General features: G+C 45.6%; 14 protein-coding genes and 1 pseudogene. 9 read left to right on the forward strand and 6 right to left on the reverse strand.

The genetic code is table 11. From position 1 onward, the window contains the following. Nucleotides 1–33 precede the first annotated feature (33 nt). From pfaD to Q4Q54_RS02970, 7 genes and pseudogenes are all read left to right on the forward strand, one after another. Complete coding sequence (gene pfaD / locus Q4Q54_RS02940; RefSeq protein ID WP_311987659.1) at nucleotides 34–1,680, forward strand: eicosapentaenoate synthase subunit PfaD; 1,647 nt, start codon at nucleotides 34–36, stop codon at nucleotides 1,678–1,680. A 594-nt stretch (nucleotides 1,681–2,274) separates the two neighbouring features. Continuing rightward, nucleotides 2,275–2,334 (forward strand): annotated as a pseudogene (locus Q4Q54_RS02945) (hypothetical protein); the annotation flags it as partial. Between the two features lie 83 nt (nucleotides 2,335–2,417). Then, on the forward strand, nucleotides 2,418–2,579 hold the full coding sequence (locus Q4Q54_RS02950) for a DUF6572 domain-containing protein (protein ID WP_310796070.1): 162 nt from the start codon (nucleotides 2,418–2,420) through the stop codon (nucleotides 2,577–2,579). A gap of 172 nt (nucleotides 2,580–2,751) precedes the next feature. Continuing rightward, nucleotides 2,752–3,180: a helix-turn-helix transcriptional regulator gene (locus Q4Q54_RS02955; protein WP_107946940.1), complete on the forward strand. Its 429-nt coding sequence runs from the start codon at nucleotides 2,752–2,754 to the stop codon at nucleotides 3,178–3,180. Nucleotides 3,181–3,560: 380 nt separating this feature from the next. Then, nucleotides 3,561–3,734: a DUF1328 domain-containing protein gene (locus tag Q4Q54_RS02960; RefSeq protein ID WP_311904967.1), complete on the forward strand. Its 174-nt coding sequence runs from the start codon at nucleotides 3,561–3,563 to the stop codon at nucleotides 3,732–3,734. 24 nt (nucleotides 3,735–3,758) lie between these two features. Further along, the gene (locus Q4Q54_RS02965; protein ID WP_006080946.1) at nucleotides 3,759–3,953 is read left to right on the forward strand and encodes a hypothetical protein; all 195 of its coding nucleotides are present in this window, start codon (nucleotides 3,759–3,761) and stop codon (nucleotides 3,951–3,953) included. 144 nt (nucleotides 3,954–4,097) lie between these two features. Continuing rightward, on the forward strand, nucleotides 4,098–5,804 hold the full coding sequence (locus Q4Q54_RS02970; RefSeq protein ID WP_311904968.1) for a diacylglycerol kinase family protein: 1,707 nt from the start codon (nucleotides 4,098–4,100) through the stop codon (nucleotides 5,802–5,804). Here the strand turns inward: Q4Q54_RS02970 and Q4Q54_RS02975 are convergent. From Q4Q54_RS02975 to Q4Q54_RS02985, 3 genes are all read right to left on the reverse strand, one after another. After that, nucleotides 5,797–6,453 (reverse strand): hypothetical protein, encoded by a 657-nt coding sequence (locus Q4Q54_RS02975; protein ID WP_012088707.1) that lies wholly within the window; start codon nucleotides 6,451–6,453, stop codon nucleotides 5,797–5,799. The two genes, Q4Q54_RS02970 and Q4Q54_RS02975, sit on opposite strands and share 8 nt — an antisense overlap. 212 nt (nucleotides 6,454–6,665) lie before the next feature. Further along, nucleotides 6,666–7,742, reverse strand: a complete 1,077-nt coding sequence (locus Q4Q54_RS02980) for an L-dopachrome tautomerase-related protein (protein WP_311987660.1) — start codon at nucleotides 7,740–7,742, stop codon at nucleotides 6,666–6,668. A 107-nt stretch (nucleotides 7,743–7,849) separates the two neighbouring features. Beyond that, complete coding sequence (locus tag Q4Q54_RS02985; RefSeq protein ID WP_311904969.1) at nucleotides 7,850–9,220, reverse strand: sigma-54 dependent transcriptional regulator; 1,371 nt, start codon at nucleotides 9,218–9,220, stop codon at nucleotides 7,850–7,852. A 248-nt stretch (nucleotides 9,221–9,468) separates the two neighbouring features. On the opposite strand from Q4Q54_RS02985, the gene Q4Q54_RS02990 reads away from it, so the two are divergent. Together Q4Q54_RS02990 and Q4Q54_RS02995 are read left to right on the forward strand one after the other, a co-directional pair. After that, the gene (locus Q4Q54_RS02990; protein WP_012088704.1) at nucleotides 9,469–9,924 is read left to right on the forward strand and encodes a hypothetical protein; all 456 of its coding nucleotides are present in this window, start codon (nucleotides 9,469–9,471) and stop codon (nucleotides 9,922–9,924) included. 305 nt (nucleotides 9,925–10,229) lie between these two features. Further along, nucleotides 10,230–10,784 (forward strand): BON domain-containing protein, encoded by a 555-nt coding sequence (locus Q4Q54_RS02995; protein WP_006080940.1) that lies wholly within the window; start codon nucleotides 10,230–10,232, stop codon nucleotides 10,782–10,784. A gap of 196 nt (nucleotides 10,785–10,980) precedes the next feature. Here the strand turns inward: Q4Q54_RS02995 and Q4Q54_RS03000 are convergent, their stop codons facing one another. The 3 genes from Q4Q54_RS03000 to Q4Q54_RS03010 form a co-directional block, all read right to left on the reverse strand. After that, a complete protein-coding gene (locus tag Q4Q54_RS03000; RefSeq protein WP_311889278.1) occupies nucleotides 10,981–11,403 on the reverse strand; it encodes a DUF3224 domain-containing protein in 423 nt (140 codons plus the stop codon). Between the two features lie 154 nt (nucleotides 11,404–11,557). After that, entirely contained in the window at nucleotides 11,558–12,343 is a 786-nt protein-coding gene (locus Q4Q54_RS03005) for a hypothetical protein (RefSeq protein ID WP_311889280.1), read from the reverse strand. A gap of 214 nt (nucleotides 12,344–12,557) precedes the next feature. Beyond that, nucleotides 12,558–13,685 (reverse strand): polysaccharide deacetylase family protein, encoded by a 1,128-nt coding sequence (locus Q4Q54_RS03010; RefSeq protein WP_311987661.1) that lies wholly within the window; start codon nucleotides 13,683–13,685, stop codon nucleotides 12,558–12,560. Nucleotides 13,686–13,924: the final 239 nt, after the last annotated feature.

The raw sequence follows: 13,924 nt of genomic DNA on the forward strand, positions 1-13,924 counted from the left end.
AGCAACGCAGCAGCATTAAAAACGAGACCCAAGATGACTAGCCATACTCTAGATCAATTCAATAGTAATAACGAAAAACTCAGCCCTTGGCCGTGGCAAGTCAACGATGCAGAGCTGAGCTTTGATATCGACTCATTAGGCAAAAAACTCAAAGACTTAAGCCAAGCCTGCTACTTAGTGAATCACAGCGAAAAAGGCTTAGGCATAGCGCAAACGGCCGAAGTGACCACCAGTGACAGCCAAGCGCCATTGGGCTCACATCCTGTCAGCGCCTTTGCCCCTGCCCTTGGCACCCAAAGTTTAGGCGACAGTAATTTTCGCCGCGTCCACGGTGTCAAATACGCTTACTACGCCGGCGCTATGGCAAACGGTATTGCCTCGGAAGAACTGGTTATCGCCCTAGGCCAAGCGGGCATTTTGTGCTCATTTGGCGCGGCGGGGTTAATTCCATCGCGCGTTGAAGCAGCCATTACCCGCATTCAAGCAGCGCTGCCCAATGGCCCCTACGCCTTTAACTTAATTCACAGCCCAAGCGAGCCCGCATTAGAGCGCGGCAGCGTTGAGCTGTTTTTAAAACATAAAGTGCGCACGGTCGAAGCCTCAGCATTTTTAGGTTTAACACCGCAAATCGTCTATTACCGTGCAGCGGGGTTGAGCCGCGACGAACATGGCGAGATAGTCATTGGCAATAAAGTCATAGCAAAAATCAGCCGCACCGAAGTCGCGACTAAGTTTATGGAGCCAGCGCCTGCCAAAATCCTCCAGCAATTAGTGAGTGATGGTCTTATCAGCCAAGACCAAATGGCGATGGCGCAACTTGTGCCAATGGCAGACGACATCACAGCCGAAGCCGATTCTGGCGGCCATACCGACAATCGTCCATTGGTCACGCTATTGCCGACGATTTTGGCGCTCAAAGATGAAATCCAAGCTAAGTATCAATATAAAACGCCCATCCGTGTGGGCGCAGGCGGCGGTGTCGGCACACCCGATGCAGCATTAGCCACCTTCAACATGGGCGCGGCATTCATCGTCACAGGTTCTATCAACCAAGCTTGCGTCGAAGCGGGCGCGAGCGAACACACCCGTAAGTTACTCGCCACCACAGAAATGGCCGATGTAACTATGGCGCCTGCCGCCGATATGTTCGAAATGGGCGTGAAATTACAAGTAGTTAAGCGCGGTACTCTGTTTCCAATGCGCGCCAATAAGCTTTATGAAATTTATACCCGTTACGATTCAATTGATGCCATCCCCGCGGACGAGCGTAAAAAGCTCGAAGAGCAAGTGTTTCGCGCATCACTCGATGACATTTGGGCGGGCACAGTCGCCCACTTTAACGAACGTGACCCTAAGCAAATCGAGCGTGCACTGGATAACCCCAAACGTAAGATGGCGCTGATTTTCCGCTGGTATTTGGGTCTGTCGAGCCGCTGGTCAAACACAGGTGAAATCGGCCGCGAAATGGATTACCAAATTTGGGCAGGCCCTGCGCTCGGGGCATTTAATGCGTGGGCAAAAGGCAGTTATTTAGATGACTATAAAGCCCGTAATGCGGTCGATTTAGCCAAACATTTAATGGTGGGCGCGGCGTATCAATCCCGCATTAACTTGCTGTTATCCCAAGGGGTTAGCATTCCAGTTAGCCTGCAACGCTGGAAACCGCTAAATCGTTTTTAACCCCTAACGGACTATCGAGACATCAAGTAGGGACTCAACTCCCTACTTGATGCAGTCTTCTTCACTACCTCGTTAAATCGAAGCCGCCGACCTTATTACCAATCTAATCCCTTGAGTTATTGGCTCTGTTTGTGCCAATGCTGCTAAGCACTGGCGCTCCAGTGGTACGCCGTAAACCCATCCTTGGGGGCTCAACGGAAAAGTCCCTTTTCCGATGGCCACTGCCGCGACAATGCACGCCTGCAACCAATCGAATACATGCTGCCTAATTTAAGAATGGGCTGCGAGGCAAACTTTGATAGGACATATCCCTTCCCCAAAAATCTACATACCACATGATTTGTGAATAAAGTTTTTTGTCATTCAAAAGTATCGTTTTGTGCATTATTTCAAATAATACTTTCAATCAAGTCTTAATATTCAATATCTTATAAACAATTCGCCAAACAAAATACGTAGTAATACAGATGCATACTTTCTACCCAGAATGATATTTACTATCGTGCAAAGCTCCTTATAAATCATTAATTTGCGAGTCACCTCGCCAAGTAATTGAAGGTAAGATTATGCGCATTATATAAGTGTAAAATATCTATGAGCATAGAAGGTCAAGGTTCAGTTGACTCCATTGGAATAGATCAAGAAGGTGTCGTGGTGCTAACCCTCTCAGATCATTTGGAATGGGATGACGGGCATCTATTTCTACACAGGAAAAGATTAATACCGACTTGGCTTTCTTGGAGTCTGGTGAAATATTTGAAACCAATCCAGATTCAAAGGGTAAAGAATTTAAAATTAATATTCTATGCAAGTATGAGCCTACTGCTTCTGCAATGTGGTTCATATCACAATGCACAGATATCATTAATCAAGCGGGGTTCGGTTTGGTTATGAGGTGAACACTTAACAAGGCCTAGCATTGCGTCTTTCAAACTTAACATTTGCTCGCTGTTGGCGGCGTTAAACAACTTGGCGGGCCACTGTCGTAACTTTGACGTAAGGTTGTCATAACTAAAATCAAGAGTTTCGGATGATGATTAGCCTCTAGCAATCATTATTAGGAACTAGAAAATGGAACAGATGATAAACAAAGACTTAGTTAAGAAGCTTCGAAACGAACGTTCTTGGTCACAAGATCAACTTGCCACAATCTCAGGACTGAGCATTCGTACTATTCAGAGAATAGAAAGCGAAGGCACAAGTTCTTTAGAATCAAAAAGAGCGTTAGCGGCAGCTTTTGATATTAACGTAAGCAATCTAGATATTAATACCACCGCAGCTGGCACTTTGGCATCCATTCATCGTGGTCGTAAGTTTGGGTTAGCGGGTGCCACCCTGGGTCTTTTAAGCGCATATATTGGAATATCTATATCTTTTGCCTCAGGGCATATTACGTCGGGTGAAGCAGGAATATATTATGGAGGTCTTGGTGCGTTCTATGGTATTTGCTGTGCCGTCATTGCCGTACTGTCTAACAGATATCATACAAATGCTGCTTAATAGGACCCTGTGAAGCTGCTGGCGATGATAGTTAATGCGCAAGTGCTGGCAGCTTACCGCAAAGTATTGTCTCTTTCTCGGCCTTGCTATCGACGTCTTCATCTAAGCCGATACTCAAATGGTATCGGCTTTTTTATGCTGTGCTCCTCTATTTTCTGACTGAAACTCTTACCGAAGCTTAGGTAAAAATTGCCTGTACTACGTTTAGTACATTCACGCCAACTTAAAATCAACCAATGAAATTTCATTTAAAAATCAATAAACTAATTAAAATATGTAAAGTTGGCATTAAGTTCGCAATATCTAATTCACCATTAGCCGTACCTTACAAATGACACACTCGGTCATAAGAAGGATTAATACTAAGCGAGGAGGTTGATATGTTAGGTTGGACATTAGTATTTCTGGTTGTTGCCATTGTTGCTGGACTATTAGGATTTACTGGAATAGCAGGCGCAGCAGGTATCGCAAAAATTATTTTCTTCTTATTTATTGTGTTACTCGTGATTTCACTGCTGATTAATGCCCTCAAGGGCAAGTCACCGCGACTTTAATTATTTTTTAGAAAGGAGATGTATATGAAACCATTTACTCTGATGACAAGCGCCTCACTGGCATTATTGCTCGCTTTAGGTTTAACCGCCTGTAGCGATAACAAAGCCGAAGATGCCGGCGAAAAAATTGATGAAGTGATGACTGATGCAGGTAATGCCATTGAAGATGCCTGTGAAGAAGTGAAAGAAGGCGTTAAGGCTAAAGATACTAAGTGCTAATCTGACCTTTAACCTAACTTGAGGGTGGCAATAGACATATCTACTGCCACCCTTTTGATCTAATGTTAACAACGCGATTCACCGATTCAGTCAGCCGTTCAACATGCAGCGGTTAAATCAAAAATACAGCATTGGAGGGCGCGTATGCTAAGCAAAATCCACATCAAATATTTCTACTTTATGGGTGCCGTGTTACTCGCCTATTTTGCAGTAACGGGTACGTCTCCCCTGCTCACCTTTATTTGGGCTTGGACAAGCCTGTCGCTATTTTTAGTCGGTTCAGCCTACTGGTTTAATCTCGCCAGCATTTTTAGAAAGCGCCAAGATGGCACTATCCCTTGGTATATTCGCTGGGGCTTTATTCCGTTTTTATTGGGCTGTCGGCTGTATAATCATTGGGCCAGAAAACGCGACTCTGTGCCGTCGATGCAAAAGATAGATGAGCAGTTGTATCTCGGCTGCCGATTATTTTCTGCGGATCTGCAGAAAATCAAAGCCAATAAGATTACCGCCATTCTTGATGTGACCGCCGAGTTTGATGGCTTAGATTGGTCGCAGTTTGAAGATCATATCGAGTATTTGAACATTCCCATCCTCGACCATAGCGTGCCGACCAGTGCCCAGCTCAATCAAGCCGTTAACTGGTTGCATCGCCAAGTGCGCGCCAATAAACAGGTGCTGATCCACTGTGCTATGGGGCGCGGCCGCTCAGTACTGGTACTCGCCGCCTATTTAGTCTGTAAAGATAAACAGCGCAACTTCGCCGAAGTACTGCAACAAATAAAGCAAGTTCGCAAAACCGCGGGCTTAAACAAATGGCAATTACGCGCCCTTGAACACATGCTTAAGCAAGGCAAAATCAACATCCACAAAGTGGCGTGGATTATCGCTAACCCTGTCTCTGGCGGCGGCAAATGGCAACAATATGGCGAGCAAATCCAAGACGAACTAAAAGCCTATTTTGACCTAACGTTAAAGCTCACCAGCGAAAATATCAGCGCAAATACCTTCGCCAAAAAAGCCCGTAGTAGCGGCGCCGATATCATTATTGCCTGTGGTGGCGATGGCACAGTGACAGAGGTGGCATCGGAAATAGTGAACACCGACATCGCCTTAGGGATCATTCCTTTAGGTACCACTAACGCTCTCAGCCACGCGCTATTTGGTTTAGGCAGTAAGCTTATTCCTGTCTCTCAAGCGCTGGACAATATTATCCAAGGACATCATCAAGCCATAGATACGGCTCGTTGTAATCAACAATTAGTCTTGTTACTTGTGGGGATTGGTTTTGAGCAGCAGATGATTGAATCTGCGAGCCGTGAACGTAAAAATGCCCTCGGCCAGTTTGCCTACCTCGATGGCTTATGGCGCGCCGTGAATGCCGATATCACTTTAACCATACAGCTCAGCTTAGATGATGCCGAGCCCACAACATTGACCACCCATAGCCTTATTGTTGCCAATCCCGCGCCGTTTACCAGCGTATTAGCGCAGGGCGATGGCGAGCCTAATATGACAGATGGCCTACTCGATATTACCTGGCTAGATGCCGGCAGAGAGCCGACAGACAAGCTCCTTAGCCTAGCCGAATTAGCCATTGCAGGATGGGGAAAAGAAGGCAATAAAGACACACAGTCAAAGCCACCGAACGTGCCATCTAGCACAACCAAGGTTCACCACGCCCACGCAAAAAAAGTGCGTATTAGCAGTGAGCCCAAGTGTAAATATGTGATTGATGGCGAAATTTTTGAGCCCGCGGATCTCACCATTGAAGTTCAACCCGCATCTCTCAAGGTATTTGTGCCTTATCAAGAATCGACTGAAAATGCTATCGACCCAAAAATCATATAAATGACACTATCGCGATGTTTATTAAGATAAAAACAACAAGCGCAATAAGCACTCGCATAAAATTAAATTCACTCACTTTGGGGTGGGATTTTTGAGGACTATTGCTAAAATCCTGAAACTTACAGCCTATCGCTTGCGCGCATTGCTGCAAAACTTGCTGTAATTCCTGCTTGTCAGTGCTGTTAGCCAATTTCAGTTGACTCCCTTTAGGCTGCTGCACTTGTAAATAAGCGAGATAGTGATCTACCGTATCTTCCGCTTGGCGGTTACGGTCGAGCTGGTGCCAATGGGTTGTTTGTAGCAGATAGAGTTGCACAGCATTAATATCTGAAAAGGCATAGGCGCGCCAACGCCACAATCCAGGCAACTTCCCATTGAAGACACCTTTACCGAGCCACAATTGCTGTCGCTCGGTATCTAACCAAGATTGTTGCCGAACTAACGCTAGCGGCAGTACAGGGAACAACAGAAAAAATGCCACCCAACCAAGCACAAGCCGTAACACGGGCTCGGGTTGTAACCAGGCCGCCCTCGCACAAAGCAATCCAAGCACTAACAAGGCAATGGCAAAAAACCACAGTATAGGTCGGTACTGGGTACTCAACGCCTTGAGATAAAGCGCACTCTTAGGAGGTTGATTAAGTGTCACTGAACTTGTTCCTTGTTCCAAAAATTATCTCACCATCCCAAATTGACCTGTGCTAGTAACAATATGAGGCATTGATAGTTTACACAATCAACACCTAACTTATTTTTAGATCCTTTCGAGTTAAACCAACGACTGACATCCATGTAAATAACCGTTGCGATATCGCTCATATTGCAACGAAAAGCTGCAACTTTGCAGTTGCAGCTAAGGTGTTATTGACCCGCAGCGGTATCCTCACCGGTCCAGAGTCGCATGATGCGAAAAGGTGGTTTGGCTGTTTCAGCTTCGCCATTAAAGGCTTTTGCTTTATGCAATTGATTCACTGAAATATATAACCAGCCCGTTTCACCAAATTGCACACTATCGGGAAAATCCAGCAATGGAGAACTGACCACTGTTGATAGCGTACCTTTGTTATCTAGCATAGATATGGCATTGTGGTTCAAATTGGTGAAGTAATGATTACCTTGTTTGGATGTTGCAGCGCCATCTGACACTGGCTTAGCTCCGACTAATTTTACAGTCGCGATAATTTTATCATTATTGCCTGTTTGTAAAGCCGCAGTCGATAACTGATACCAGTGAGTGCCATTCATTGCACCATAATAGAGTGTACTTCCATCGGCAGATAAACTGATGGGATTGACCGCGACACTAGCAACCTTGCCATTAAACAATGTTGTTTTGTTATCTATGTTCATTACTGCATCCGCTTCGGCCTGCAGCGAGCTATGACCTGAAAAACGTACGGTATGACCATCGTCGATACGCACTGCTAAGAGGCCTGGGTTGGCGATATCGGCTAAATAAATCCAGCCTTTTTGTGAATCGACAACCAGATCCTGCATAAAGCTGCCTTTGGGCGCGAGTGCTTGTGGTAGGACAATTTGTTTATATAGACTGCCATCCTTAATGTTGAATCCCCAAATCCTCGTCTGACCTAATTCTAACCCCATATCTGCGGTCCAGAGGTGTCCAGCTTTGTCCTGAGCAATCCCTAATAAGGTATCAAATTGAGTCATATTGGCAGTCGAAGCTTTCTGCAAATCCATTGAAGGCCAAGCTTTGTAAGCATTGGTTTCACGATTAACTTCAATCAGTTGTATACCTGACGGCGTATCAAGTGGATGTACCGTGGCAAAAATCCGACCTTGTGCAGTGACGCTGACATTGCCAGGTCGTATTGGCAATTCAGCGACTGTTTCAAGACTTCCTACCGCTGGGGTAGCGTTTACAAAACTACTGGCAGTCAAAGAAAGCCATAATGCTGTAGTAAATAAGTGTTTCATATTCTATCTCCGCTTTTCTGTTTAAGGGCTGTAGAATAGGAGTTATTATTTACAAAAAAAATAGTGTAAAAATCGGTTCTGTTTCAATATTAATTTGATAATCAGCACTATTCCGCCGTCGGCTCACCCGCTTCGACTTGTTGCTCGTACTTGCTGAGCTTGTTGTAGAGGGTTTTTACACTGATCCCCAGTTGCTCGGCAGTGTCGGTTTTATTGCCTTGAGTCGTTTCTAATGCTTGATAAATGGCGATTTTTTCTAAGTCATCTAAACGCATGCCCTGCGGGATAACGACTTGGTCATCGCAAGATGCCCCCATTTCACTCGCCTGTGGCAGTTGTAAGTGACTGGGTAAAATCTCTTGGTCTGCCAGAATATAGGCTCGCTCAATGGCATGCTTTAATTCACGCACATTACCCGACCAAGGGTACGCAGCGATCATCTGCGCACTGTCGTCAGCGAGGCTTTTATTCTGCTTTTCTGCCACGTTACGATAGGCAAGAAAATGCTGCGCTAGCCCGAGAATATCATCGCCACGTTCCCTTAGTGGCGGAACGCGGATAGGGAACTGGGCCAAACGGAAATACAAATCTTCGCGAAATTGCCCTGCCTCAATCGCCACTATGGGATCACGATTAGTTGCCGCCACAATCCGCACATTGGCATGCTGCACTTTGGCACCGCCAACGGGACGATATTCGCTATTTTCAAGCACTCTGAGTAACTTCACTTGATGCTCAATCGGCATTTCGGTGACTTCATCAAGAAATAAGGTTCCACCTTCTGCCTGCTCAAATACGCCTTTGTGATCGCGATTCGCACCAGTGAAAGCGCCTTTGACATGACCAAACAGCTCACTATCGACCAACTCAGGGCTTAATGCACCGCAGTTAATTGCAATAAAAGGCTCGTTCAATCTCGGGCTGGCAAGATGTATGGTATTGGCAACGAGCTCTTTCCCTGCGCCACTCTCACCAATAATCAGCACATTACTGTCGGTCGCAGAAACGCGACGTATCGTACGATACAGCTTGTGCATAGCTGCAGAGGAACCGACAAGCAAACCATATTGGTCTAGCTCGCTGGAAAAAGGCCGAGGCCGGATTGGTGATGAGACTAAATACTGGGCAAAATCGGCGAAGATGTCACTGATCAACGTCATATCGTAGGGTTTACGAAAATGATAACAGGCAAAATTCGACATTAACTGATCAAGATTGGGGTTCGGCTGACCGTCGGAGAGAAATATAAACTCGATATTAGACAAGGCCGTATTGTCCAGCAGCCCAAGATAATCCTCACGGCTAAGGCTAGACAGCTCAATGATGGCAACATCAATGTGGTTCGCCTCAAGCTGCTCTATCCAAGGTAAATCATCGACACTGCGTAGCTTATTAAAGTCGGCTGCGCCGGCGAGTTCAATGATAGCTTGCTCGGCGTTTACATCCTGCAGGTGATAAAAAAGTGTCAATCGAGCCATGCTATCCCACTCCCTGTGTATGAAGGGCTACTGTATGTCAGTCGTGAAATTTTAACAACAGCAACGGTAATAGTTGCCGATATTCTAAGAGGATGGCGCAAGTAACCGAGAATATCAGCCTAAAAATCAGCCTGTTAACATACCATTAGAAATGAGAACAAAATATGCATGGTAGCTGAACGAAACGCAATTAGTTAAGCCAAACCGTTAAACAGGACTGTGCCGAACACTGGCATTTGGAGGCATTCATGAAGTCTAATGTTGTGCAACATCAGACTGATATCCGCGCCGATATCAGTTTGATTGATGAAATAATAAAGCTCAATCAAGAAGGGCTAACATTCTACAATCAGGCAATGACGTACGTCGAAGACTATAACCTTAAGCGTATTTTTTCGACCAAAGCGAATATCCACCAACGAATGTTGACGCGTTTTGAACAGCTGCGCCCTCTAACTGGTGAGCCTATTCATGGTCTAAGTCATGCAATACCAGTGACTTATACTCAAGTGACCAAATTGCTGCAACAATGCCATATGGCACAAGCGATGGCCGCACTTGTCGCCATTGAACAACAAGTGTTAATCCAGATGAAACAAGCGGTAAGGCAAGCACATCAGCCACAGCTTGCCAATCAGCTCGCAGAAGGTGCCGCTTGGTTGCAAATCAGTTGCGATGGTATGAGTTCACTCAACCCCAGTTAATCCTTGTAGCTGTTAGCATCAGTGCACATCAATATGATGTCTCTGTACTAATACGGCTTGCTACTGCATACGCGAAACCTTACACACTCAACCGCACTTATTCGTGCGGTTTTTTTATGCTCTAAAGATGGCTTTGCTTACCAGCAAAAATTACATTTTGTCGGTAAAAAAGACCGACTTAGGGGAAATCGCTGAGACATGAAAATATCGAAATCATCAACTAAAATCATTTAAGTCAATGACTTAATAAAGCTGGCACGATTCACGCAATATCTAACATCGAGAAAACAACGGAGGATATGATTATGAAAACCACAACAGCATCAGTACTAGCGACCTTACTTGTCGGTTCAATCAGTTTAAATGTCGCCGCAGCTCAAGATTGGAAGGACGGGGCAAAGGATGCGTGGATCGATGGTAAAGCTGAAACCACTTTACTGCTCAACACTAACCTCAATTCCTTTGACATTATCACCGATGTGAAAGACGGAAACGTCACATTAACAGGTAAAGTGGAAAGCAGTGTCGATAAAGCCCTCGCCTCTGAACTGATCAAAAGTTTAGACGGGGTAAAAGATGTCGATAACCAACTCACTGTAATGAATGAGAAAGAAGGCACCAGTGACGTTGTCGCGTCGTTGACCGATTCTAAGGTTGCCACAGTCGTCAAAACCCGTTTACTGTTTTCAACCGATGTTTCTGGCACCCAGATTAATGTGGATGTCGCCAATGGTATCGTCACCTTAAAAGGTGAAGTTGCTAGCGATGCCGAACGTCAGTTAGCGCTGAAAATTGCTGAGAATACCGACGACGTGAAAAAGGTTGTCGATAAAATCAAAGTCGTAAAAAACATGTCTTAATGCTAGCAGTTAGTCTTGACTCAACGATTTGATCTAATTGGTTATAAAAGTGAGTCATAACAAAGCGTCACAAAAAACCAGCCTAGGCTGGTTTTTTTATGTCTATTATCAGATTTAATCAAGCTAGGTTTTCTATCTCGACTAAGGAAGACTAAATTGCGAAAACAAAAATCGAAGTGGGAAAATAAAAGCTGCGCTAAAATGTGGGCTCAGCGCTGGCTTCAAAGCCAAACTGGAACTCATAAAAATGCTGACCATTTTCGATACTGATGGCCATAGTGCCCGTTAAGCCCTGCAACTCGCCCGCGCCAGAATGGGGAACCACTTCTAAGATCAAACGGTTTTGCCCATCGGTCATAATGCCAAAATGTTGCAGCACGAAACTGCCCTGCTTACCGCATACATTGCCAACCACTTGTTCAATCGCCACATAGCCAGCCGAGCCTTTGACTGACGTCATCGCACTGAGCATTTCACCTTGACTGCGGCCCTCAAGCTCACCATAAAAGGTTTTATCTAAGGCCATACGCCCTAACGTCACGCCGCCAACCCCTGTCGCATAGGGGCTATCTGGGGTGAGCTTAACATCAAATTTCCCAGTGATTTTGCTAACTTGCATGACACTCTCCTTGTCAAAACCTTATGCCAAGTCTATCTACCCGAGAATGCTTGCCGCTGCGGCAAGCATCACACACGGAACGAAAAATAACTTAGCACAAGCCTGCGCAGATCCATAATGCATTTACTCCCGACCCGTTGCGCACGACTACTCACTACTGAGTTATGTTAGTGATGCCAGTTTCACTGACTGTCACCTCTAAGGTTTTGACGATTTCAGGGCTTTCAGACATAGGTTGGTCAGGCGCTCTATCGCGATAAGTCACGGCAATTTTGAATGGAGCTTCGAAGGGATAAACAGGTTCAATACTGTCCACCTCAATGCGATCGCCTAGCACGACGCTGCCTAAATGCTTCAAATTATTGTGTTCAAAATCGAGGCTAAACAAGCCAAGATACCAAAATGCCCCCGAACCTTGAGTCGTCACAATAAACGGTGCCACAAAGGGCATAGTCTGCATTTTAGGATCATCTTGAATTGGCGCGTTACTCTGGGTATCAGGCTCTAAAGCGGGATCGAAATTTAACGGCGTAATGCGCAAATAATCCAGTAATACTCGGCCTTTTACCTCGCCATCTTGATAATCGCCCATCGCAAATTCCGTTTGCTTGATCTTAATAAAATGGGTCAAGGCAACCGATTTACCGCCCTCTGGTAGGGTAATTTCAAACGGGTTAGCGGTATTTAAGCTAAAGAGTTTAAGCATCACTTCCGACGCATTCGCCACCGGCTTAACCTCAAGCGGTGTCACCACTTCGACCTCATTGGCCTGTGCCTGCGCTTTTTCCTGTGCCATAGCCTCGTCGTATTGCATGACCTTACCATCTTCCATCACCATATAAATATCATCATTGGTCATGTTGAAACGGTAAATACCCGCGGCAAGTATGGCGAATATCACTAAGGTGCCCGCTAGGGTTAACTTTACAAACGTACTCATTTTCTCTCCCCAATCGCGCGCTTTGTGCGCTGCTTTTCTAACACTGATCAACTTCAAATCAATGTCGGAGCAGTATTACAGATACTGAGTTAAAGCGGAGTGGGTAAAGTGTAAAAAAGTGACGCTATTTTGAGTTTTGTCAGGCTAAGTTCAGCAACATACCCTTTACTCGGCCAATATAATGGGCCGAGTAAATACTCAGCCCAAGACTTAGCTACTTCTCGTTTTTCCACAAGGCTGGGGTTTGGTTCGGTTGCCAATTACTTTGGGAGAAATGGGCTTGTACTAAGGAATAGATTTTATCTTGATACGAGACAAAATCAGGCTGCTGATAATCATGCTGATCCTGCCAAGCGGGGGCATAGTTATCTAGCGTGTCGAAACGGTATCCTTGGCGCTGCGCCTCTTCCACAAAGCGTTTAATTTTAGGCAAGTTGATGGTCGCACCTTGACCACGGTGAGCATTCTCAAACAGGAAGTCGTGGGTCAAGATCACCACTTTACCGTCGTGCAAACCATCGCTACAGTCTAAGTTCTGCGTGCGACTGTTAAGAGGGTTCATTGTGGTGCCCGCACAGGTGTTGATCACTTGATTGATTTTATCCACCAGCTCAACCCCATCGGCCATAGATTCGGCTGGAAAAGCCACGCCCCAATCCTCTGGCCCCCAATCAAAGTCCCAACCAAATATTTTATAGTCACTCTCGGCGAGCATGTTTTGAATTTGCACCGCAACTTGCGAGCTGTTGGTAGAGGTTTCAGCGGTACAAGCAAAAGCGGGGTCCCAAGGCGGCACAGTATCAGAGGTGGCACACAAGCCGTCGCCTTGGAGTTTACTGCTCACTCGCCAGCCATTGGTATAGGGCAAACGCGCCAACTTAGTCATCTTGTTGTTGGGATAACTGGCGGCATTAGGGATAAGTTCAACCACTTTTGCTGTGTTCGTCACAAAGTAGGTAAAGTCGGTAGCCGCATCTTGATAGGATTTAACTGGCCAGAGGCCCACTTGATTGCAATAAACCGCCCCCGACTGCACACCATCGGTGCAGTTATGCAGCATATGATCGTAACTGTGGTTTGCCAGAATATGACCATCGTCTAGCAAACGTTGTAGGGCGACAGCCGCCAACGCTTCGTTTTCATCCCCTTCGCCATACATATGAAAAGCATTGATAAAGAACGTCGCCTTTATATTGGCATCCTTTAGCGCATCCAATACCCCTAAAGTCGCGTCAATTGGACCATCATCAAAGGTGAGGTAAATGGTTTTATCGCTGGCGTGGGCAGGACTTACGCTCGCTAAACAGAGTCCAACTGCGGCGGCTATCGATTTCAGTTTCATGATCTCATCCTATAGATAATGTTTGAGGCTAATGATTAAAAAGCAATGAGTTAACGCCCATGCATCTCAATTCGCACACAGTCTCGCACTCATTCGCTCGGCTTATCTATAGTGAGTAATCTAGCCAGCGTTAGTTATACCATCCTAGCAACAAGCCATACTTTTCTACGCTAAGTTGATAAATCTCCCATCACCACTCAAGTTGAAATCACCGCCGCCCTCGCGTTAAACACAATAGA

The sequence above is a fragment of the Shewanella sp. SP2S2-4 genome (assembly GCF_031932025.1).
Taxonomy (GTDB): Bacteria; Pseudomonadota; Gammaproteobacteria; order Enterobacterales; family Shewanellaceae; genus Shewanella; species Shewanella baltica.